The 22,942-nt window shown below is 62.6% G+C and carries 14 protein-coding genes; 2 read left to right on the plus strand and 12 right to left on the minus strand.

What is annotated here, in order from left to right; all coding sequences use genetic code 11:
• Nucleotides 1-23: 23 nt before the first annotated feature.
• The 8 genes from AUR_RS20695 to rpoB form a co-directional block, all read right to left on the minus strand.
• Nucleotides 24-149 (minus strand): hypothetical protein, encoded by a 126-nt coding sequence (locus AUR_RS20695; RefSeq protein ID WP_021472403.1) that lies wholly within the window; start codon nt 147-149, stop codon nt 24-26.
• Nucleotides 150-174: 25 nt separating this feature from the next.
• Nucleotides 175-4,497, minus strand: coding sequence for a hypothetical protein (locus AUR_RS04730; RefSeq protein WP_128397059.1), 4,323 nt, complete (start codon nt 4,495-4,497; stop codon nt 175-177).
• Nucleotides 4,498-4,602: 105 nt separating this feature from the next.
• Nucleotides 4,603-5,793: an elongation factor Tu gene (tuf, locus tag AUR_RS04735; RefSeq protein WP_021472401.1), complete on the minus strand. Its 1,191-nt coding sequence runs from the start codon at nt 5,791-5,793 to the stop codon at nt 4,603-4,605.
• Nucleotides 5,794-6,026: 233 nt separating this feature from the next.
• Complete coding sequence (gene fusA / locus AUR_RS04740; protein ID WP_021472400.1) at nt 6,027-8,141, minus strand: elongation factor G; 2,115 nt, start codon at nt 8,139-8,141, stop codon at nt 6,027-6,029.
• 69 nt (nt 8,142-8,210) lie between these two features.
• Entirely contained in the window at nt 8,211-8,681 is a 471-nt protein-coding gene (gene rpsG, locus AUR_RS04745) for a 30S ribosomal protein S7 (RefSeq protein WP_021472399.1), read from the minus strand.
• A gap of 1 nt (nt 8,682) precedes the next feature.
• Nucleotides 8,683-9,057, minus strand: coding sequence for a 30S ribosomal protein S12 (gene rpsL, locus AUR_RS04750; protein WP_009358312.1), 375 nt, complete (start codon nt 9,055-9,057; stop codon nt 8,683-8,685).
• A gap of 417 nt (nt 9,058-9,474) precedes the next feature.
• Nucleotides 9,475-13,374, minus strand: coding sequence for a DNA-directed RNA polymerase subunit beta' (locus AUR_RS04755; RefSeq protein WP_021472398.1), 3,900 nt, complete (start codon nt 13,372-13,374; stop codon nt 9,475-9,477).
• A 101-nt stretch (nt 13,375-13,475) separates the two neighbouring features.
• The gene (rpoB, locus tag AUR_RS04760) at nt 13,476-16,982 is read right to left on the minus strand and encodes a DNA-directed RNA polymerase subunit beta (RefSeq protein ID WP_031216553.1); all 3,507 of its coding nucleotides are present in this window, start codon (nt 16,980-16,982) and stop codon (nt 13,476-13,478) included.
• 414 nt (nt 16,983-17,396) lie between these two features.
• On the opposite strand from rpoB, the gene AUR_RS04765 reads away from it, so the two are divergent.
• A complete protein-coding gene (locus AUR_RS04765; protein WP_062097503.1) occupies nt 17,397-18,593 on the plus strand; it encodes an acetyl-CoA C-acetyltransferase in 1,197 nt (398 codons plus the stop codon).
• 14 nt (nt 18,594-18,607) lie between these two features.
• The gene (locus tag AUR_RS04770) at nt 18,608-19,084 is read left to right on the plus strand and encodes an aminoacyl-tRNA deacylase (RefSeq protein ID WP_021472395.1); all 477 of its coding nucleotides are present in this window, start codon (nt 18,608-18,610) and stop codon (nt 19,082-19,084) included.
• Between the two features lie 118 nt (nt 19,085-19,202).
• Here AUR_RS04770 and rplL read toward each other — a convergent pair whose 3' ends face one another.
• The 4 genes from rplL to AUR_RS04790 all read right to left on the minus strand — a co-directional run bounded on the left by rplL (nt 19,203) and on the right by AUR_RS04790 (nt 22,828).
• The gene (rplL, locus tag AUR_RS04775) at nt 19,203-19,583 is read right to left on the minus strand and encodes a 50S ribosomal protein L7/L12 (protein ID WP_021472394.1); all 381 of its coding nucleotides are present in this window, start codon (nt 19,581-19,583) and stop codon (nt 19,203-19,205) included.
• Between the two features lie 76 nt (nt 19,584-19,659).
• Complete coding sequence (gene rplJ, locus AUR_RS04780; RefSeq protein ID WP_021472393.1) at nt 19,660-20,259, minus strand: 50S ribosomal protein L10; 600 nt, start codon at nt 20,257-20,259, stop codon at nt 19,660-19,662.
• A 296-nt stretch (nt 20,260-20,555) separates the two neighbouring features.
• Complete coding sequence (locus tag AUR_RS04785) at nt 20,556-21,725, minus strand: GNAT family N-acetyltransferase (RefSeq protein ID WP_031217388.1); 1,170 nt, start codon at nt 21,723-21,725, stop codon at nt 20,556-20,558.
• On the minus strand, nt 21,704-22,828 hold the full coding sequence (locus tag AUR_RS04790; protein WP_062099291.1) for a GNAT family N-acetyltransferase: 1,125 nt from the start codon (nt 22,826-22,828) through the stop codon (nt 21,704-21,706). The genes AUR_RS04785 and AUR_RS04790 overlap by 22 nt, the downstream gene beginning before the upstream one ends.
• Nucleotides 22,829-22,942 lie beyond the last annotated feature (114 nt).

The raw sequence follows: 22,942 nt of genomic DNA on the forward strand, positions 1-22,942 counted from the left end.
TAAAACGCTTGCCCCTCGGAGTGCTATTTGTTCTTGTTGGCCCGGTTGATCCGCTTCGCCCGGTCGATTTCGTGCCGGAAGTACTTCCGGCCCCACACAACAGAGCCGGCGATGGCTGCGATAACGACCAGAAAAATCAGGAATTCCATGGTGATCCTCTCTTTGGGAGCAACACTATCCGACTCGGTCGTGCGTGTGCTCCCCGCCCTTCGGGCCAACCACGCCCGGCTCTTGGGGCCGACGGTTCAGACGCCAGACAGCCAGGACGATCAGCACTATGGCAACAAGTGCCAGCATCGCAAAAGCATACGAACGCAGGGCCCACATCACGCTCGCTGCCACGCCCACGGCACCCCAGCCGACGAATAGCCGCTCGGACAGCAACAGCCCGGCCCCGAGGAGGACCGCGTGCGCCGCCAGAACGTAGATCTGTTGCGACGGTGTCCCAGCGAAGATGGTTGCGAAAGAACTGAGGGACAGGACACCGGAAGCCATCCCCAACCTCGACCGCCCGGCCGCGCGCTGCTTCTGGTTGTAGCGCAGGCCTGCTAAAACTGCGCCGGCCACAACGAACCACTGGGCAGCCCAGAACCAATCCGGCCTGGTGCTGTCCACAAAGATCACCGCCCGCTGGAAGGCCACAACAACCACCACGGTTCCCACCTCGGCGGCCAGGTGCTTCCCAACGGGAATTTCCACCACCAGGAGGACAGCGGCCGCCGCCGTCAGGAATGCACCGGTGAAGGCGGTTTCGTCATGCACCAGCCCAAGGATGGCCGTGGCCAGAAGCCCGGCCCCGGTTGTCGCTGAGAGCGAGTAGCGCCTCCACGGCTCGGCCGTGATGGCCGGCCCTCCCAGCAGCCGCCATACGTAGAGGATCAAGCCCGTCCCAACTCCTCCGACGAGCCAAGGCAAGAGGTCAGGCCACGCGCCGGTAAATGCCGTAGTAGCTCCGGATTCGTTCAGCCAACCCTCGACGCCCGTTACCGCCCCCACCAGTGTTGTGGACGCGGCCGCGGCGTAGAAACGGGGACGGTCCTCCAGATGCGAACCTGCATAGAAGACGAGGGCCCCGGTCAGGACGGCCAGACCCGTAAGGATGCGGCTGGCATCGACCGAGAAGATGCCGGCCACCGATGCGAAGAACAACGCGCTGGCGAACCAGGACCACTTCAGCTGCGGGCGGGCGGGGCATGTACTCAAGCGGCCGAGGAAGACCCTTAGCGCAGTGAGGCCAGCAGCCAGGCCCAAGAGTACGGCCGGCACGTGGAGTTCACTGAGGACGGCCTGGTGCAGCCAAGTACCCGAGGGAAAGGTCAACGCGGGACCGGCGCCTACAACCACCCCGGCCACGGCAACCACTCCGGCATACAACGCCGCTGCATGGCGCTGGTCCCGCCACACGAGTGCTGCTGCAACGATGGCCAGGGTCAGTTCGCACAGAACCACCCAGCGTCCACCGCCGTCGAAATCCCGGGCCCAAAGGTACCAGCACGGAAGCAGCAGCTGGACAACGAGCCCCGCCCACAAGGCTTCCTTCAGCAGCGGCGAGCCGTCGAAACGCCGCCGGACGATGGGATGCAGTGCGATCTGGATGAAGACGAGACCGGCCAGTGCCAATGAAGCAGCTGCTGCGGATTCGGCGGCGTCAGCGACCACAATCGTCGCAAAGGCCGTGAAAAGCACCCGGCCTGCCAGGAGATAGGCTCCGCGCAATCGTGCTTCGCGCGTCAGCCCAACCATGAAGCCTGCGTAGGCGGTAAAGAGCCCCAGCAGGATTTCAACATCGCGGACATTGTGCCCGCGAACAACCAAAAGGTGCATGGCGGCAGGAGCCAATAGCCATGCCACACGGTGCTTGCGCAGCATGACGGCGGCGACGAGAGCCCCCGCTGCGGTGATGATGGCTGCGGCTCCGGGCTGCCACCCGTCGTGCGGTGAAGAATGCAGCACCACGGGGAAACTCAGGGCGGCGGTGGCGATCGACATCAAGGCCAACAACACGCCAGCATCAACCATCAGCAGGCTCAAGGACATCGCCTTGCGGCCTACCGCCAATACCGCCACCAATTGCGCGCCGAGCACCCAGACGATGACCGTTGCGGGCGTTGCCTCCTCGCCGCCCACGGAAAGTGCGTAGCCCGCACTGGAGAGATCCACGTAGGCCGAAGCAGCCAGCACTGTGGCGGTAGCCCGCGCGAGCCACCAGTAGCACTGGCGATGCATGGATCCGGGAAGGCGCAAGGCAGTGACAACGAAGTACATAGCAAGGGCCAGCAGCGCAAAGTTCCCGATCCCCCGGGAAACCACCGCAGCACCGACTACCGCGGAGACCATGCCAGCGGCAGGTGCCAGGAACTCCATCCCGTTCGGGCGCCATGACTCCGGCGCCCCGCTGCACGCCCGGCTCGCCCTGCCCGCCGGAGATACAGGGGGAAACGCGAGCATGCCGGCCACAAGACCGCCCGCCAGGACCGCGAACACTCCTGCCGCCACGACCGGATGACCGGGCGCTTTGTCCAGGACGGTAAGGACCGCCAGAGCGGTGATGCCCACACCGCCAAACGCCAAGGCGCTGATTTGCGGGGCCAGTAGACCAACCCCCCAGCGCTCGAACGCAGCGCCAAGTACTTGCTGGGCCGCGCACACTACAACCAATGCAAGAGCTGTTAGGGCGGCAGCGTCCGGACGTTCCGGGTAAAGCGCGGTGATGAGGAAGGGAACTGCGAGGCTAAGGGCAATCCGCCCGGAAAGCACAAGCGTCTTGCGGTACACACCCTGGGCTCGCAGCGCCAGGCCGAACCAAAACAGGCCCGAGGAAGCGAACATCGCGAAGAGTGGCCACGCGCCCAGCATGGGGGCCAGGGCCGAGGCGGCGGCAACGACGGCTGCCGGGGCAAAAGCCACTCCCCCGCGTAGCTTCCACCCCAGGGGCATTGAGGTTGCCAAGACGACGTAGAAGGCCGTGTACGCGGGTAGTTCCGAGGTACTGAATGCGAGCACGATCGCGAGGACAAGGGCCACCACGAGCTGCAGGCCCAGGCATGAGACAGCGTCCGTCCACCACGTCTTTGGAGATATCCGCTGCCCGGCGAAAGCCAGAATAAGAGCCTGAATCCCGAGGCATAGGACCGCTGCCAGCAAAGCCTGGCTGACCTCTCCCGTGACATCCCACACCACGGCGATGATGGCGAGGGAGAACGCTGCCCTGGCGGCGTAGAAGTACAACGTTCGGAACTTCAGGTCAGGAACCCACAGCATGACAGCGAAATAGGCGCCGCACATCGCCATCACAAGGGAGTACTCCCCCTTGGCCATGAGGTTGGGAGTCAACGTGGCGGCTACACCCACCGCAGGAACCACAAACGGATGCAGCGCCATCAGTGGACGTATGTAGAGCGGCGGAATCCACCGCGGGCGCAAGATGGCTGCCAGGGTCAACAAAACGGCGACGCCAATCAGGGCCGTGAAGTACCACACGAGGGCCCCACCCAGCACCGAAACACCTGACCACGCCGTGGAAACCACAAAGCTGAGCGAGAGGGCTGCCAGGACCTTGTTATCCAAGCGGATCGCCGCATAGACGTAGGCAATCGTACCGAGGACAGACGTCACCAGCCACGCGAGGGGCCCGTTGTGCAAAGCGAAGCTGTACATGGCCAGGCCGGTAACAGGGACCAGTGCCAAGCCTGTTCCGGTGAAGGCCATTGCCGCGGGGCGGAGACGCGGAACGCGTGGGTGAAGCACGAGTCCTGCGGCATAGAAGAGCACCGTGATAAGCCAAATGGCAACAAAACGAAGGGACTCAGGCAGGCTCGTACCCACAAAAAGTGCCCCGGCCGCCACCAAGAGGAGGCTCGCCACATAGAGGGTGATGTTGATGTTTTGCCGGTCGCGCTTCTCTTTGCGCTGAGCAGCCTCTTGGGGAGTCTCACCCTGCCAGGGCGGCGCAGCTTGCGGTGGCGGCTGCATCTGCCCGGGACCTCCGGGAGCTTTGGGTATGGGGGCTGGAAGAACTACGCGTTGCGGCGCGGCACCCTGGGGCGGAGCGAACCCTGCAGCCGGACGCAGCGGCTCGTAGACCGAGTAGCCCTGCACCGGGGATCCGTGAACCGGGCGCGGTGCCGCAGGACGCTCAGGGGCAGGACGCTCGGGGGCCGGACGCACAGGGGCAGCTTGCGTCACGACCGATGGCGCAGCAGCCGTTGTCTGCTGGACAGTCTGCGGAAGGGCTGCCTCGCCCTGCTTCGCTTGCGCCGTCTTGGCTACGGCGTCTTGCCAGCCAGCCAGATGCCCCGCGAGGTATGCCGCACGGTAAGCATCATCGTCGTCCCTCGCCGCACCGCTCCGTGAGCCTGCAACACGGCGGCCCCGGGCCACACCGAGGGCGTAGGCCCCGGCGCTAAGGCCGGCAAGGAACAGCAAGACGACGACGGTCAGGAACCCCAGCACGGCAACTCCACAGGTGAGTCCGGGCAGACCGCCCGGTTTATCCATTCGATAGAGAAATCATAACAAAGAAGAACCCCACCGCCGAAGCGATGGGGTTCTTCTGTGGGTAACCTCCGTCAGCCGGAGACTCGCCCGATCGACAAGCAGAAACTACTTGATGATCTTGGTAACACGTCCCGAACCAACGGTGCGGCCGCCTTCACGGATAGCGAAGCCGAGGCCCTCTTCCATAGCGATCGGCTGGATGAGCTCAACGGTCATCTCAGTGTTGTCGCCGGGCATAACCATTTCCGTGCCCTCAGGCAGGGTGATAACGCCGGTAACGTCCGTCGTACGGAAGTAGAACTGCGGGCGGTAGTTCGAGTAGAACGGGTTGTGACGTCCGCCTTCGTCCTTGGAAAGGATGTAGACGTTTGCCTCGAAGTCGGTGTGCGGGGTGATGGAACCCGGCTTGACGACAACCTGGCCACGCTCGACATCGTCGCGCTTGAGGCCACGGAGCAGCAGGCCACAGTTCTCGCCGGCCCATGCTTCGTCGAGCTGCTTGTGGAACATCTCGATACCGGTAACCGTGGTCTTCTGGATCGGGCGGATGCCAACGATCTCGACCTCGGAGTTGATGGCGAGGGTGCCACGCTCGGCGCGGCCCGTAACAACGGTGCCACGGCCGGTGATGGTGAAGACGTCCTCAATCGGCATCAGGAACGGCTTGTCGCGGTCACGTACGGGGTCCGGAACGGACTCGTCGACAGCTGCCATCAGGTCCTGGACGGACTTGACCCAAACCGGGTCGCCTTCCAGAGCCTTCAGACCGGAAACGCGAACGACAGGAGCGTCGTCACCGTCGAAGCCCTGCGAGCTCAGGAGCTCACGAACTTCCATTTCAACGAGGTCGAGGAGTTCCTCGTCCTCGACCATGTCGGACTTGTTCAGTGCGACCAGCAGGTAGGGAACACCAACCTGGCGGGCGAGCAGAACGTGCTCACGGGTCTGAGCCATCGGACCATCGGTTGCAGCAACCACGAGGATTGCGCCGTCCATCTGGGCAGCACCGGTGATCATGTTCTTGATGTAGTCAGCGTGACCCGGGGCGTCAACGTGTGCGTAGTGACGCTTCTCGGTCTGGTACTCCACGTGGGAGATGTTGATGGTAATACCGCGCTGGCGCTCTTCCGGAGCAGAGTCGATGGACGCGAAGTCGCGCTGCTCGTTGAGATCCGGGTACTGGTCGTACAGCACCTTGGAAATGGCGGCAGTCAGCGTCGTCTTACCGTGGTCAACGTGACCAATGGTGCCGATGTTGACGTGCGGCTTAGTCCGCTCGAACTTTGCCTTTGCCACAGGTTCCTCCTAGAACGATTTCAAGTGACGTGCTCCTCGGCCGCGCTTTTCGCGGCAGAAACTCTAGCAAGTCTACTTGGGGGCTTGGTTTTGGTGAAATTTCAGATTCAGGAACCAATACTAGTTCCTGGAGTCTGTTCGCGCAGGGGGCCGGGCCACGACCTTCGCCGTGGCCCCGCCACTCGCGCTGAGATGCCTTCCCGGTTACCGGAATTGCATCCGCTACCGGGTGATTACTCGCCGCGGGTCTTCTGGATGATCTCGTCGGCTACTGCCTTCGGGACCTCCGCGTAGCTGTCGAACGTCATCGAGTACACAGCACGGCCCTGGGTCTTGGACCGCAGGTCGCCGATGTAGCCGAACATTTCGGACAGCGGAACGTTCGCACGAACAACCTTCACGCCTGCAGCATCTTCCATGGACTGGATCATGCCACGGCGGGAGTTGAGGTCGCCGATCACGTCACCCATGTATTCCTCAGGGGTACGGACCTCGACGGCCATCAGGGGTTCGAGCAAGACAGGGTTGGCCTTGCGGGCACCCTCCTTGAACACCTGGGAGCCGGCGATCTTGAACGCCATTTCAGAGGAGTCGACATCGTGGTAAGCACCGTCGAGCAGGATCGCCTTGACGCCCACCATCGGGTAGCCGGCCAGGATACCGAACTGCATGGCGTCCTGGATACCAGCGTCAACGGAGGGGATGTATTCACGCGGAATACGGCCACCGGTGACCTTGTTTTCGAACTCGTAGAAGGTACCGTCCGTGGTTTCCAGGGGCTCGAAGGAGACCTGGACCTTTGCGAACTGACCCGAACCACCAGTCTGCTTCTTGTGGGTGAAGTCAACCTTCTCCACAGCGCGCTTGATGGTTTCGCGGTAAGCAACCTGCGGCTTGCCGACGTTGGCCTCAACCTTAAATTCGCGGCGCATACGGTCAACGAGGATGTCGAGGTGGAGTTCACCCATACCCGCGATAACAGTCTGGCCGGTTTCTTCGTTGAGGGAGACCTGGAAGGTCGGGTCCTCAGCGGAGAGCTTCTGGATAGCCGTGGAGAGCTTCTCCTGGTCACCCTTGGTGTTCGGCTCGATCGCAACAGAGATCACGGGCTCCGGGAAGCTCATGGACTCGAGGACGATCTGGTTTGCGGGATCGCAGAGGGTGTCACCGGTGGTGGTGTCCTTCAGGCCGATCGCAGCGTAGATGTGGCCGGCGGTAGCGCCCTCAACAGGCATTTCCTTGTTGGCGTGCATCTGGAAGAGCTTGCCGATACGTTCCTTCTTGCCCTTGGTGGAGTTGACCACCTGCGCACCGGAATCAACGTGACCGGAGTACACGCGGATGAAGGTGAGCTGACCGAAGAACGGGTGGGCAGCAATCTTGAACGCAAGAGCGGAGAACGGCTCGTCAGCGGAAGGCTTACGGGTCAGTTCCTTCTCTTCGTCGCGGGGATCGTGACCGATCATCGCCGGAACGTCGAGCGGGTTCGGCAGGAAGTCCACGACGGCGTCGAGCATCGGCTGGACACCGCGGTTCTTGAAGGCAGAACCACAGAAGACCGGGTAGAGCTCGGAGTTGATGGTCATCTTGCGGATGCCGGCCTTGAGCTCTTCGAGGGTGAGTTCTTCGCCTTCGAGGTACTTCTCCATGAGTTCCTCGGAAGCCTCGGCAACAGTCTCAACGAGCTGTGCGCGGTATTCCTCGGCCTTTTCCTTGAGGTCGGCAGGAATTTCCTGAACCTCGTAGGAAGCACCCATGGTCACGTCGCCCTTGGCGTCGCCCGGCCAAACCAGTGCGCGCATTTCAAGGAGGTCGACGACGCCAACGAAGTCGTTCTCGGAGCCGATCGGCAGCTGCATGACCAGCGGCTTGGCACCGAGGCGGGAGATGATGGTGTCTACGGTGAAGTAGAAGTCAGCGCCCAGCTTGTCCATCTTGTTGACGAAGCAGATACGCGGAACGTTGTACTTGTCAGCCTGGCGCCAAACAGTCTCGGACTGCGGCTCCACGCCTTCCTTGCCGTCGAACACTGCAACTGCACCGTCGAGGACGCGCAGGGAGCGCTCAACCTCAACCGTGAAGTCCACGTGGCCCGGGGTGTCGATGATGTTGATCTGGTTCTTGTTCCAGAAACAGGTCACGGCCGCGGACGTGATGGTGATGCCGCGTTCCTTTTCCTGTTCCATCCAGTCGGTCGTCGAAGCGCCGTCGTGCGTTTCGCCGATCTTGTGGTTCACACCCGTGTAGAACAGGATGCGCTCGGTAGTGGTGGTCTTGCCGGCATCGATGTGGGCCATGATGCCGATATTGCGGACCTTGTTAAGGTCGGTAAGCACGTCCTGTGCCACGGGGTCTCCCTTTCGGATGGACTGCACGTCCGCCGCCGGCTCGGTGGAGCCGGCGGCGTCCGGGAAGTTTTACCAGCGGTAGTGTGCGAAGGCCTTGTTGGACTCGGCCATCTTGTGGGTGTCTTCGCGACGCTTGACAGCGGCACCGAGACCGTTCGAGGCATCCAGGATTTCGTTCTGGAGGCGCTCGGTCATCGTCTTTTCGCGGCGGGCCTTGGAGTAGCCCACGAGCCAACGCAGTGCGAGGGCGGTGGAGCGACCCGGCTTGACCTCAACCGGAACCTGGTAGGTGGCGCCACCAACACGGCGGGAACGCACTTCCAGGGAAGGCTTGACGTTGTCCATGGCCTTCTTCAGGGCTGCGACGGGGTCGCCGCCCGTCTTGGCGCGGGCACCTTCGAGTGCACCGTAAACGATGCGCTCGGCGGTGGACTTCTTGCCGTCAATCAGGACCTTGTTGATCAGCTGGGTGACCAACGGGGAGCCGTAGACGGGATCTGAAACGAGCGGCCGCTTCGGGGCCGGACCCTTGCGAGGCATATTACTTCTTCTCCATCTTTGCGCCGTAGCGGCTGCGGGCCTGCTTGCGGTTCTTGACACCCTGGGTGTCGAGGGCGCCGCGGACGATCTTGTAGCGGACACCCGGGAGGTCCTTCACACGACCACCACGGACGAGCACGATGGAGTGCTCCTGCAGGTTGTGGCCAACACCGGGGATGTAGGCGGTAACTTCCACGCCACCGTTGAGGCGCACACGTGCGACCTTACGAAGGGCCGAGTTCGGCTTCTTCGGAGTGGTGGTGTAGACGCGGGTGCAAACGCCGCGGCGCATCGGGCTGCCCTTCAGCGCGGGAGCCTTGGTCTTGGAGACCTTCGGCGTGCGGCCCTTGCGGACCAGCTGGTTAATCGTAGGCACTTTCGTGTTCTCCGTTGTTTGATCTCTGCCCCCACGCACAGGCGCCAGCCGGTGCACATGTGGGAACTTTGGCGTTGCTCATGCGGCCGGCCGGAACTTCCGGTAGGCGTGCAAAAGTGCGGCATTCGTTGCGCAAGTTGCCCGCAACCCGGAAACAGACTCCACACCCAACACCATGAGAACAAAACCAAAATGATGCTGCGGCGGCCTTCATCCACTGCCACACAGAACAATTACATAAAGTCTAGCACGGCTTGATCTCCCGCCTTAATCGGGTGTATGGAGGACGACGGCGGCAGCCGGGTGCCGCCGTCGTCCTCCGCTCCCCCGGGCTGCGGCGGAGTGGCCGTTAACGCGCCGGGCCCCGCACTCCGAAGAATGCGGGGCCCGGCGTTCAGTCAATGACTAACGCTGCAATCAGCGGAAGTCGTTGCCGAGGTCGTAGTCATCCAGCGGGATGGCGTGGAACTCGGGGGCACCGTCCCCACCCAGGGCGTCATAGGAGAAGTCGGTGAAAGCGCTGGGGCCCGTGAACAGGCTTGCCTTTGCTTCTTCCGTCGGCTCCACAGTGACCTGCGTGTAGCGCGGCAGACCCGTACCAGCCGGGATGAGCTTACCGATGATGACGTTTTCCTTGAGGCCGAGCAGCGGATCGCTCTTGCCTTCCATGGCCGCCTGCGTCAGGACGCGGGTGGTCTCCTGGAAGGAAGCTGCGGACAGCCAGGACTCGGTGGCCAAGGAAGCCTTGGTGATACCCATGAGCTCCGGACGGCCGGAAGCCGGTGCCTTGCCCTCGGACACGACGCGGCGGTTCTCTTCCTCGAAGCGCGTGCGCTCTGCCAGTTCACCCGGCAGGAGGTCGGAGTCGCCGGACTCGATGACCGTAACGCGGCGCAGCATCTGGCGGACGATAACCTCGACGTGCTTGTCGTGGATACCAATACCCTGGCTGCGGTACACGCCCTGCACTTCGTCCACAAGGAACTTCTGTGCTGCACGCGGACCCATGATGCGCAGAACCTGCTTCGGGTCCACCGGACCGTTGATCAGCTTCTGGCCGACACTCACGTGGTCGCCGTCTTCGATGAGGAGGCGGGACCGGCGCAGTACCGGGTAGGCGATCTCTTCGGAACCGTCGTCCGGAGTGATCACCAGGCGCATCTGGCGCTCGGACTCTTCGATGGTGATGCGTCCGGCTGCTTCCGCAATCGGTGCCACACCCTTCGGAGTACGGGCTTCGAACAGTTCCTGGATACGGGGCAGACCCTGGGTGATGTCGTCGCCACCACCTGCGGATACAGCACCACCGGTGTGGAACGTACGCATGGTCAGCTGGGTACCGGGCTCACCAATCGACTGTGCGGCGATGATGCCGACGGCCTCTCCGATGTCCACGGTCTTGCCGGTTGCCAGCGAACGGCCGTAGCACAGGGCACAAGTGCCGACCTTGGACTCACAGGTGAGAACGGAACGGACCTTGACCTCGGTGATGCCGGCTGCGAGCAGCTGGCCGATCACGACGTCGCCGCAGTCGGTGCCGGCCGGTGCCAGGACGTTGCCCTGGGCATCGACGACGTCGACAGCCAGCGTCCGTGCGTAGGCGCTGTTCTCGACGTTCTCGTCCAGGACCAACTCGCCGTTGGAGTCCGGAACTGCGATCGGCGTGACCAGGCCGCGCTCGGTTCCACAGTCCTCTTCGCGGACGATGACGTCCTGCGAGACGTCCACCAGACGACGGGTCAGGTAACCCGAGTTGGCGGTACGGAGAGCGGTATCGGCCAGACCCTTACGGGCACCGTGCGTGGCGATGAAGTATTCCAGCACCGACAGGCCCTCACGGTAGGAGGACTTGATCGGACGCGGGATGATTTCACCCTTCGGGTTGGCCACAAGACCACGGATACCCGCGATCTGGCGGACCTGCATCCAGTTACCACGTGCACCGGAGGACACCATGCGGTTGATGGTGTTCATCGGGGACAGGCTGTCACGCATCGCCTGGGCGATCTCGTTGGTTGCCTTGTTCCAGATCTCGATCAGTTCCTGGCGACGCTCGTCGTCGTCGATCAGGCCCTTGTCGTACTGGCCCTGGATCTTGGCAGCCATGTTCTCGTAACCGGCAAGGATGCCCGGCTTGGTGTCCGGAACTTCGATGTCGGAGATGGCCACGGTGACGCCCGAGCGGGTAGCCCAGTAGAAACCGGCGTCCTTCAGGTTGTCCAGCGTTGCCGCAGTAACAACCTTCGGGTAGCGCTCTGCGAGGTCGTTGACGATCCGGGACAGTTCGCCCTTGTCCGCAACAGCCTCAACCCAGGGGTAGTCCTCAGGCAGGGTCTGGTTGAAGATGACCTGGCCGAGGGAGGTTTCAACGAGAGCCGGCTGACCGGGCTCCCAACCTTCCGGAGCTTCCCAACCTGCGTAGGGAACGAAGTTCTCCAGACGGATCTTCACCTGGGAGTTCAGGTGCAGTTCACGGGCATCGTAGGCCATGATGGCTTCCGACACCGAGGAGAACACGCGGCCCTCGCCGGCAGAGCCGACGCGCTTGGTGGTCAGGTGGTACAGGCCGATAATCATATCCTGCGAAGGCAGGGTGACCGGGCGGCCATCGGACGGCTTCAGGATGTTGTTCGAGGACAGCATCAGGATGCGGGCTTCGGCCTGGGCTTCCGGGCTCAGCGGCAGGTGGACTGCCATCTGGTCGCCGTCGAAGTCAGCGTTGAAGGCGCCACAAACCAGCGGGTGAAGCTGGATTGCCTTACCTTCAACAAGCTGCGGTTCGAAGGCCTGGATACCAAGGCGGTGCAGGGTAGGTGCACGGTTGAGCAGCACCGGGTGTTCGGTGATGATCTCTTCCAGCACGTCCCAGACCTGCGGACGGTAACGCTCAACCATGCGCTTTGCCGACTTGATGTTCTGTGCGTGGTTGAGGTCAACCAGGCGCTTCATCACGAACGGCTTGAAGAGCTCCAGGGCCATCTGCTTCGGCAGGCCGCACTGGTGCAGCTTCAGCTGCGGGCCGACGACGATGACCGAACGGCCGGAGTAGTCAACACGCTTACCGAGCAGGTTCTGGCGGAAACGGCCCTGCTTGCCCTTGAGCATGTCGCTCAGGGACTTCAGCGGACGGTTGCCCGGGCCAGTGACGGGACGGCCACGACGGCCGTTGTCGAAGAGGCTGTCAACAGCTTCCTGAAGCATGCGCTTCTCGTTGTTGACGATGATCTCCGGAGCACCGAGGTCAAGCAGGCGCTTGAGGCGGTTGTTTCGGTTGATCACACGGCGGTAGAGGTCGTTGAGGTCGGAGGTCGCGAAGCGGCCACCGTCCAGCTGGACCATCGGGCGCAGTTCCGGTGGGATCACCGGGACGGCGTCGAGAACCATGCCGAGCGGGCTGTTGTTCGTGGTGAGGAACGCGTTGACAACCTTGAGGCGCTTCAGGGCGCGGGTCTTGCGCTGGCCCTTGCCGTTCTGGATGATATCGCGCAAGGACTCAGCCTCAGCCTGCATGTCGAAGGTCTCAAGACGCTTCTTGATGGCTTCGGCACCCATGGAGCCCTCGAAGTACATGCCGTAACGGTCACGCAGTTCGCGGTACAGGCCCTCGTCACCTTCGAGGTCGGCGACCTTGAGGTTCTTGAAGCGGTCCCAGACCTGCTCAAGGCGCTCGATGTCGGCGTCGGCGCGCTTGCGGACGTTCGCCATCTGGCGGTCCGCGGAGTCGCGGGCCTTCTTCTTGTCCGCACCCTTGGCACCCTCGCCCTCAAGACGGGCAAGCTCGTCTTCAAGGTCGCGGGCGATCTGGGCGATGTCGCTGTCGCGGTTGTCGATCAGCTGCTTCTTCTCGAGGTCGTGCTCGACCTGGAGGTTCGGCAGTTCAGCGTGGCGGTTTTCCTCGTCAACGCTGGTGATCATGTAGGCAGCGAAGTAGATGACCTTCTCGAGGTCCTTCGGAGCCAGGTCCAGAAGGTAGCCAAGGCGCGACGGAACGCCCTTGAAGTACCAGATGTGGGTGACGGGAGCGGCGAGCTCGATGTGGCCCATGCGCTCACGGCGCACCTTGGCGCGGGTGACTTCAACGCCACAACGCTCACAGATGATGCCCTTGAAGCGGACGCGCTTGTACTTGCCGCAGTAGCATTCCCAGTCACGGGAAGGTCCGAAGATCTTCTCGCAGAAAAGACCGTCCTTCTCAGGCTTGAGAGTGCGGTAGTTGATGGTTTCCGGCTTCTTGACCTCACCGTAAGACCAGCCACGGATGTCTTCCGCGGTGGCGAGGCCGATCTGCATGAGGCCGAAGGAGGATTCGCTGGACATATGGTCCCTGTTCTCTCTTGTTCTCTAAATTCTGAAGTCTTGGTTACGGAAAGAGGGAGCTGCCCGGCGGGCGGTGCTGGCACCACCCGCCGGAGCGGCTGCTAGACCTCTTCTACGGAACTGGGCTCTGCGCGAGACAGATCGATGCCCAGTTCTTCCGCAGCCGTGAAGACTGCGTCATCAGAGTCACGCATTTCGATCGTGGTTCCGTCGGTGGAAAGAACTTCCACGTTCAGGCACAACGACTGCATTTCCTTGATCAAGACCTTGAAGGACTCGGGAACGCCAGGCTCGGGGATGTTCTCGCCCTTGACGATGGCTTCGTAGACCTTCACGCGGCCGTGGATGTCATCCGACTTGATCGTGAGGAGTTCCTGAAGGGTGTAAGCGGCGCCGTAAGCTTCGAGCGCCCACACTTCCATTTCACCGAAGCGCTGGCCACCGAACTGTGCCTTACCACCCAGCGGCTGCTGCGTGATCATGGAGTACGGGCCGGTGGAACGCGCGTGGATCTTGTCGTCCACCAGGTGGTGGAGCTTCAGGATGTACATGTAACCGACGGAGATCGGGTCCGGGAACGGCTCGCCGGAGCGGCCGTCGAACAGACGCGTCTTGCCGGAGGAGTCGATCAGGCGGTCGCCGTCGCGGGTCACGTTGGTGGAGTCAAGCAGGCCCGTAATTTCCTCTTCGCGGGCGCCGTCGAACACCGGGGTGGCAACGGTGGTCTGGCCGGTCTCACGAGGCAGGTTCGGGAGGTTCTTGACCCACTCCGGCTCGCCTTCGATCTTCCAACCGGTCTTGGCAACCCAACCGAGGTGGGTTTCCAGGACCTGGCCAACGTTCATACGGCCCGGAACACCAAGCGGGTTCAGGACGATGTCCACCGGGGTACCGTCTGCGAGGAAGGGCATGTCCTCGACCGGGAGGATCTTGGAGATAACACCCTTGTTGCCGTGGCGGCCGGCGAGCTTGTCACCGTCGGTGATCTTACGCTTGGCTGCAACGTAGACGCGGACCAGCTGGTTCACGCCCGGGGGCAGTTCGTCGTCGTTGTCGCGGTCGAAGACGCGCACGCCGATGACCGTACCGGACTCGCCGTGGGGCACCTTCAGCGAGGTGTCGCGGACTTCGCGGGACTTCTCACCGAAGATCGCGCGAAGGAGGCGCTCTTCCGGAGTCAGTTCGGTTTCACCCTTCGGGGTGACCTTTCCGACCAGGATGTCGCCTGCTTCAACCTCGGCACCGATGTGGATGATGCCGCGCTCGTCCAGGCCTGCCAGGACTTCCTCGGACACGTTGGGGATGTCACGGGTGATTTCCTCGGCACCAAGCTTGGTGTCGCGGGCGTCGATCTCGTGCTCCTCGATGTGGATGGAGGACAGAACGTCTTCAGCGACGATGCGCTGGGACAGGATGATGGCGTCCTCGAAGTTGTGGCCTTCCCATGACATGAATGCCACGAGCAGGTTCTTGCCGAGGGCAAGTTCACCCTGGTCCGTTGCCGGGCCGTCAGCGATGATGCCGCCAACTTCCAGGCGCTGGCCTTCGTTGACCAGGACGCGGTGGTTGTAGCAGTTGCCCTGGTTGGAGCGGGCGAACTTGTTGATGCGGTAGTTGGTTTCCGTGCCGTCGTCATTGAGCATGACAACCAGCTCGGCGGAAACCTCGGTTACCACACCGGCCTTCTTGGCGATGACAACGTCTCCGGCGTCAACAGCTGCGGCGCGCTCCATGCCGGTGCCCACGAACGGAGCCTCGGAACGGACCAGCGGCACAGCCTGGCGCTGCATGTTGGCACCCATGAGTGCGCGGTTGGCGTCGTCGTGCTCGAGGAACGGGATCAGGGCCGTTGCCACGGACACCATCTGGCGCGGGGAAACGTCCATGTACTGGACATCCTCGGCCGGAACCAGCACGGGCTCGCCTCCACCACCACGGGCACGGACAAGAACGGTCTCTTCGGAGAAGCGCTTGTCGGCATCCAGCGGAGCGTTGGCCTGTGCGATCAGGACCTCGGCCTCGTCATCTGCGGTGAGGTATTCGACGTCGTCGGAAACAACACCGTTGGTGACCTTGCGGTACGGGGTTTCGATGAAGCCGAACGGGTTGATGCGGCCGTAGGAAGCCAACGAACCGATCAGGCCGATGTTCGGGCCTTCAGGAGTTTCGATGGGGCACATACGTCCGTAGTGGGACGGGTGAACGTCTCGGACTTCCATGCCTGCGCGGTCACGGGACAGACCACCCGGGCCAAGGGCCGACAGGCGGCGCTTGTGGGTCAAACCCGACAGCGGGTTGTTCTGGTCCATGAACTGCGACAGCTGGGAGGTTCCGAAGAACTCCTTGATGGCTGCAACAACCGGGCGGATGTTGATCAGGGTCTGCGGCGTGATGGCTTCGACATCCTGCGTGGTCATGCGTTCGCGGACGACGCGCTCCATGCGGGACAGGCCGGTGCGGACCTGGTTTTCGATCAGCTCGCCAACGGCGCGGATGCGGCGGTTGCCGAAGTGGTCGATGTCGTCGATCTCGACGCGGAGCTCGTGGTCTTCGCCGTCGCGCTTGCCCATGATGGTCTTCTCGCCGGCGTGCAGCGCAACGAGGAACTTGATCATGGCGACGATGTCTTCAACGTGCAGGACCGAAGCTTCCTTGTCACCAAGGGAGCGGTCGATGCCCAGCTTGCGGTTGATCTTGTAACGGCCAACCTTGGCCAGATCGTAGCGCTTGGGGTTGAAGTACAGGTTGTCCAGCAGGGACTGGGCAGCCTCGACTGTGGGCGGCTCGCCCGGACGCAGCTTGCGGTAGATGTCCAGCAGGGCGTCTTCGCGGGTCTCGGTGGCGTCCTTCTCCAGCGTTGCACGCATGGAGTCGTACTGGCCGAACTCTTCGAGGATCTGGCCTTCGGTCCAGCCAAGGGCCTTCAGGAGGACGGTAACGGACTGCTTGCGCTTACGGTCGAGGCGAACACCGACCTGGTCGCGCTTGTCGATTTCGAGCTCGAACCAAGCACCACGGGACGGGATGATCTTCGCGGTGAAGATGTCCTTGTCACTGGTCTTGTCTGCAGCGCGCTCGAAGTACGCGCCGGGCGAACGGACCAACTGGGAAACAACAACACGCTCGGTGCCGTTGACGACGAATGTTCCCTTTTCGGTCATGAGCGGGAAGTCGCCCATGAACACGGTCTGCTGCTTGATTTCGCCCGTGTTGTTGTTCATGAACTCGGCCTTGACGTACAAGGGAGCCGAGTAGGTGGCGTCACGGTCTTTGCATTCGGCCATGGTGTACTTCGGATCAGCGAACTCCGGCTCGGAGAAGCTCAGGGACATGGTGCCCTGGAAGTCCTCGATCGGGGAGATCTCTTCGAAGATGTCGGCAAGTCCGGAGGTGGTGGCGACGCTGAGGTCGCCCTCCTCGACAGCCTTCGCTACCCGCGCCTGCCAGCGTTCGTTTCCGACCAGCCAGTCAAAGCTGTCTGTCTGCAGGGCGAGAAGATTCGGAACATCCAGCGGTTCGTGAATCTTTGCGAATGAGAGGCGGCGGGTGGCACCATCGGTGCTTGCCGTGTTAGCGGTTTCGTTATTAGAGGTGCTCGAGGCGACCAAGAGGGATCCTTCCACAGACCTTCAGGCGTTTTCAGATCTCCCCCGTTTGCATCCCGCGGAGTTCTCCGCGGCATACTTAATCCGGTTCCGCTATATGACCCGGACCCAGCCCCGCAAAAGGTAAATGCACGCCTTGGACGGCATGCCGATTGACGCAGCTGAGATGTAAAGCCCACCGCTATATGAAGGCTGAAGGTTAACAGGGAAGACGCAAATATCTACGATACGGCAAAGTAGCCTTTCTGTCTACCCCAGATCGTCCGGGATTGCAAGCACCGTTGCTGCAGGCACCAAAGCGAAGGCGCTCCACGGCCCCGGGCAGGTCTTCCGGAAGAGTGCCTTTCCAAGCCGGGTACCGGAGAGCCCGCCGCGCGATAGCCTAGGACGTAATACAACCGGACCGGAAGAGAGACCATGACGAACTCCGACGACAATGACGTTGTCATCCTTGCAGGTTCCCGGACCCCGCAGGGCCGCCTCAACGGGCAGCTGGCGGGCTTCACCGCCGTCGAACTTGGTGCCCACGCGATCACGGGCGCCCTGGCGGCGAGCGGTGTCAAGGCCGAGCAGGTGGACACCGTCATCATGGGACAGGTATTGCAGGCAGGCGCCGGCCAGAACCCCGCCAGGCAGAGCGCCATAGCCGCAGGCGTTGGCTGGAATATCCCGGCCGTAACCATCAACAAGGTCTGCCTGTCCGGGCTCACGGCGGTCATCGACGCTGCCCGGATGATCCGCGCCGGAGATGCCACGGTAGTTGTGGCCGGCGGACAGGAGTCCATGACGCGTGCCCCGCACCTCCTCCCCGGTTCACGCCAGGGCTGGACCTACGGAGCCGTCCAGGCCTTGGACGTCGCCGCGCACGACGGCCTGACGGATGCTTTTGACGGGCAGTCGATGGGACTCTCCACGGAATCCAAGAACGTAACGCTCGGCATTGACCGGCGTGCCCAGGACGAGGTGGCCGCGGCTTCCCACCAACGCGCCGCCGCCGCAGCGGAGGCAGGAATCTTCGACGTCGAAATTGCGCCCCTCAGCGTCAAGCAGCGCAAGGGAGATCCCGTGGTGCTGACCTCGGATGAGGGGATCCGGCCCAACACCACGCTGGAAACGCTCGCCCCGCTCAAGGCAGCCTTCGCCACGGACGGAACCATTACTGCCGGCAACTCCTCTCCCCTGTCCGACGGCGCCTCCGCGCTGGTGTTGACCAGTCGCCGCTTCGCCAAGGACAACGGCCTCGAATACCTTGCCGTCGTGGGCAAGCCGGGGCAGGTGGCCGGACCGGACAATTCCCTGCACTCGCAGCCTTCCAACGCCATTGCACAGGCTCTGAAGAAGGCCGGCTGGGCTGCCGAAGACCTGGATTTCATAGAGATCAATGAGGCCTTCGGGTCCGTTGCCGTCCAGTCCCTCAAGGACCTCCAATACCCCTTGGAAAAGTGCAACATCCACGGTGGAGCGATTGCCTTGGGCCACCCCATCGGCGCCTCCGGAGCCCGCCTGGCCCTGCACGCGGCGCATGAGCTCCGACGGAGGGGAACCGGCAAGGCCGCCGTATCCTTGTGCGGCGGCGGAGGCCAAGGCGAAGCCCTCCTCCTGTACCGCGACTAAGGGAGGTCCGGACCATGGCCCACGCCAACGGCGCCCAACGGTTCCTGGATGATGCCGCCGCCCGCGGACTGGACGTGGACGTCGTCGAACGTCCGGCAGCCCGCAGCCTGGAAGAAGCGGCGAGCATCCTCGGAATCACTCCCGCTGACATCGTGAAGTCCCTCGTGGTCAAACACAGGGACGGCACGTTCCTTTTCGCGCTCATTCCCGGAGACCGGCAGATCTCCTGGCCGAAGCTGCGTGCCTTGGTGGGGGTCAACAAACTCTCGCTGCCGGCTGCGGACGTAGCGCTGGAAGCCACCGGCTACGAACGCGGGACCATCACTCCGCTGGGCAGCACGAACGCCTGGCCCGTCTATGCTGACGCCTCGATCGCGGGCCGCCGGATCTCGATGGGGGCCGGTGCGCACGGGCGCAGCGCCTTCGTGGATGCCGACGCGCTGACGGCGGCGCTGAACGCAATCGTGGCAGACATCAGCGAACCCAACTAGGTCGCATCTGTGCGCGTTCTGAGCCCTCAAAACGCGCACTAATGCGACCTGGTTGGGTGCTTTAACAGCAGAAAGCCCCGCCCGGCGAACCGGACGGGGCTTCCCAAAGCAGAACGAGTTACTTGAGGGTAACCGTTGCGCCAGCTTCTTCGAGCTGAGCCTTTGCCTTCTCTGCGGCTTCCTTGGTGGCGCCTTCGAGAACAGCCTTCGGTGCACCGTCAACCAGGTCCTTGGCTTCCTTGAGGCCGAGGGAGGTGATGGCGCGAACTTCCTTGATCACTGCGATCTTCTTGTCGCCGGCTGCTTCGAGGATGACGTCGAATTCGGTCTTCTCTTCAGCAGCTTCAGCACCGGCGCCGCCGCCGGCGGGGCCTGCAACTGCAACAGCAGCAGCAGTAACTTCGAAGGTCTCTTCGAAGAGCTTGACGAACTCGGAGAGCTCGATGATGGTCAGTTCCTTGAAAGCTTCAATGAGCTCTTCGTTGCTGAGCTTCGCCATGGTGGCGTCCTTCCATTAGGTGGTGCTGGTCCGGACCTTGCCGTTCCGTGCACCGGAGTTTGATTGGGGGGAGAACTTAGTTCTCTTCGGTTGCAGCTTCGGCAGCAGCCGGTGCTTCTTCAGCAGCCGGAGCTTCCTCGGTTGCAGCCTCTTCAGCCGGTGCTTCTTCAGCGGCCGGTGCAGGAGCGCCGCCCTCTTCTTCAAGCTTGAGGCGCAGGGCATCGATGATGCGTGCAGCAGCGGATGCAGGAGCCTTGAGGACACCGGCAACACGTGCAAGCTGGAACTCGCGGGACTCGAGGGCAGCCAGTGCGGCGACACCCTCAGCGTCCAGTGCCTTGCCTTCGAACAGGCCGGTCTTGATGACCAGCTGCTTGTTGGCCTTGGCAAAGTCCGTCAGGCTCTTTGCAGCAGCAACGGCGTCGCCCTTGATGAAGGCGATCGCAGTGGGGCCGGCGAGCTGGCCGTCGAATGCATCGACACCAGCTTCCTTGGCTGCAATGGCGCTCAGGGTGTTCTTGACGACCGAGAACTTGGTGTCCTGGCCGAGAGCAACACGGAGTTCCTTGAGCTGCGCAACAGAGAGCCCACGGTATTCGGTCAGGACAGCCGCAGTCGATTCCTTGAAATCGTTGGTGATCTCTGCAACTGCGGAGACCTTGCTAGGCGTTGTCATAACCCTCCTTCCGGGGAATAAAGCCGGTCTTCCGGGTCCCCGCTCACGAGAGCTAAAACTAAAAACGCCCCGCGCAGATGCACGGGGCTTGGCTCAACACAGCTTTACTGTGGAGACTCAACTCGTTCACCTGCGTTGGCCGCCCTATGTCAGGGTCCTTCGTCAAGAAATTCACCTTGTTCTCACGGGCGTAGCTACAGAGCTGAGCTTTGCTCGAAAGGGTGGATTCCCATCAACCGACGGTCTTTGGTAATTCAAGGTTACGGGAGACGGCATGCGAACTCCAAATCGGCCCCCTAGTCCGATGTGGTCGCCCCGGCCGAGCGGCGCGGCAGTTCCTTTTGCCACAGTCCGGTGACTCCCGCCGTCGTGAATCCCAACTGCTTGTTGACCGTCAGGAGGTAGCGGTTCTCCGGCGCGTTCCACGTGTAGATCACCCTGGCGTCCGGGAACTGCTCACTCAGGCGTTCCATGTTGGCCACCTTGATCAGGAGCCCCAGCTTGTTCCCCCGGTGCTCCTGCAGGACCAAGGTGTCATCCTGGAAGACGACGTCCTGGCGGTGGGCCAGAACGCTGATGGTGGTCAGGCCTACCAGCTTCCCGGTGGCAACATGCTCGACGGCGGTAACAACCGTCCGCCTTCCCTGCGCCATGGCTGCGTCTTCCGTTTCCCGCAATACCGCAGCGTCGAAGACCATGCCGGTGTCCGCCCCGGCCGGCTCGTCGGCCTCGTCCTCGCCGTGGACCACTTCGCCGGCAGCGTTCTCCAGCTCCGCCACGCCCTCGAGCAACCGCTCAGGGCAGCGGTCAGTCCAGTGGTGCAACGCGTAGCGGCCGGCGTTGGCTTCCTCGGCTTCGGCCTGGAGATCCGCCACCAGCTTGGAATCCAGCGGAAGGACACATGAGCTGAACTGCTCGATGTGCTGCAGCGTATAGCCCGCCCGCTGTGCGAAGTCCACCTCACGGCTGCTGACAGGAACGAAGCCAGGCCCGGTACCGGGAATGAGCTGGTCTTCCGGAATCTCGGTCAGGGACGTTGCCGGGTGGTTGGTGTCCACCAGGACCATGGTGCGGCCCTCTGCCCGGGCCAGCTGTTCCGCGGCTTCGAGGAGGTGGCGGCCCACGCCCCTGCGCTGGTATTCGGGCAGGACATCCAAGGTGAATTCGGCCAGGTCGATGTTGTCAGCCAACGGCAAGGCGATGTCTATGGTTCCTACAATTTTGCCATCCACTTTGGCGACCAGGATGATCTGGCGTTCGTAGGGATCGGAGAACTCCAGCATTTTCTCCAGCGGCGTGTAGGCGAGGTCGTCACTCCCCCAGGTCTGCATCCGCACCCGCCGGGCAACCTCGACCGCGTCGAGGAAGTCCTTGGCGTCCGGGCTGTCCAGGTTGTCGGGAACCCATGCCTGCTCAACCTCGACGGTCTTCGCCTCTTCTAAAGTCATACCAACCGTTTCTGCCATTCGCCTTCAAAGCCGGAAGGTTTGAATCCCAAGGCGATATTAATGGCCAGCATATGCTGGTTTTCACTGGCATTCCATGTCATGACGGACGTACCTGCAGGCCAGGCCAGCACTGCTTTGCGCAGGTTGGCAATTTTCACCAGCATTCCCAAACGGTGTCCCCGATGGGCCGGGTCCACGAGGGTGTCCTCCTGGAAAATCACCGCCGGCATGGCCTCCCGATGAACCAGCGCGGTATAGGCAGCCAGTTCCCCTGAGTCGTTGTGCCGGGCGACGGAAACCACTGCGTCCAAACCGCCCGCACGCCAGGTGGCTTCTTCCTGCCGCACCCTTGCCGCATCCCATGCTTCGCCTTCCCACCCGAGTCCGGCGATGGGAACTTCCGTGCTCATAAGGCTCTTGAGCCGCGCATAGGCTTCAACAAACTCATCCGGGCAACGATCCGACCACGTGATGACACTGTAAGCCGTGGAACGGGACCGGGCGTCCGCCTCCAGGGCGTCGATGTGCGTCGCGTCAAAGGGCAGCGCCAGGCTGCTGTTGGTCTCCACCTGTTCCAGCGAGTAGCCGCAGTGAACGGCGAAGCGGGTTGAGGCGCTGTCCCGGGGCACACCGCCGCTGCCCGATGCGGCTTCCAACAGAGGCACGCCCGCCAGCACGGGCGCGATTGGCTCACCGCAGTAACCGTCGAAGGAGCTCCGGCCACGGTCTTGGGCCACGCCCTCCAATACCCCCAGGATCACCGACCCGAAACCGCGGCGACGAAAAGGTGCGTCCACCAGGACGTGTACGCCCGCCGTCGTCGTATTTTCGCTCAAGGGAAGCGTCAACGTGCCGCAGCCGACAATCCGCCCCTCGAGACGTGCCACGTAGACGTGACGTTCTTCGTATTCGTTTCCCCGCCAGAAGGCTATGTCCTCCTCAAGGGTGGCGGCCCGGTCCGCAGTGCCCCACAGGGCCAGTTCGTGGCGTACGCCAAGTTCATGGAAGGCCCTGAAGTCCGGAGTGATGCGCGCCCCGGGACCGTCCGGGGCGTTGATCCGCTCCACGGTTGGTCCCGCGTTGCTTAATTCGCCGCTGTTCATAAGGTTCGACGACGTCACGCCCCACAGCCTAGGGCCCGCGGTCAGGCGGTACAAGACCCCGCCCGGGACACCGAAGTCGGGCCCTCCGTCGCACCGGGCAGGAATGCGGAAAGGACCGCCCGGCAATGCCGG

It is taken from the genome of Paenarthrobacter ureafaciens, assembly GCF_004028095.1.
Lineage (GTDB): Bacteria > Actinomycetota > Actinomycetes > Actinomycetales > Micrococcaceae > Arthrobacter > Arthrobacter ureafaciens.

Bases quoted from the DNA above. Each gene is read 5' to 3' on its own strand.
- rplJ (WP_021472393.1), bottom strand. From the start codon at position 20,259: ATGACAACGCCTAGCAAGGTCTCCGCAGTTGCAGAGATCACCAACGAT.
- AUR_RS04770 (WP_021472395.1), top strand. From the start codon at position 18,608: ATGGCCCACGCCAACGGCGCCCAACGGTTCCTGGATGATGCCGCCGCC.
- AUR_RS04785 (WP_031217388.1), bottom strand. From the start codon at position 21,725: ATGGCAGAAACGGTTGGTATGACTTTAGAAGAGGCGAAGACCGTCGAG.
- AUR_RS04730 (WP_128397059.1), bottom strand. From the start codon at position 4,497: ATGGATAAACCGGGCGGTCTGCCCGGACTCACCTGTGGAGTTGCCGTG.
- AUR_RS20695 (WP_021472403.1), bottom strand. From the start codon at position 149: ATGGAATTCCTGATTTTTCTGGTCGTTATCGCAGCCATCGCCGGCTCT.
- rplL (WP_021472394.1), bottom strand. From the start codon at position 19,583: ATGGCGAAGCTCAGCAACGAAGAGCTCATTGAAGCTTTCAAGGAACTG.
- rpsG (WP_021472399.1), bottom strand. From the start codon at position 8,681: ATGCCTCGCAAGGGTCCGGCCCCGAAGCGGCCGCTCGTTTCAGATCCC.
- AUR_RS04765 (WP_062097503.1), top strand. From the start codon at position 17,397: ATGACGAACTCCGACGACAATGACGTTGTCATCCTTGCAGGTTCCCGG.
- AUR_RS04755 (WP_021472398.1), bottom strand. From the start codon at position 13,374: ATGTCCAGCGAATCCTCCTTCGGCCTCATGCAGATCGGCCTCGCCACC.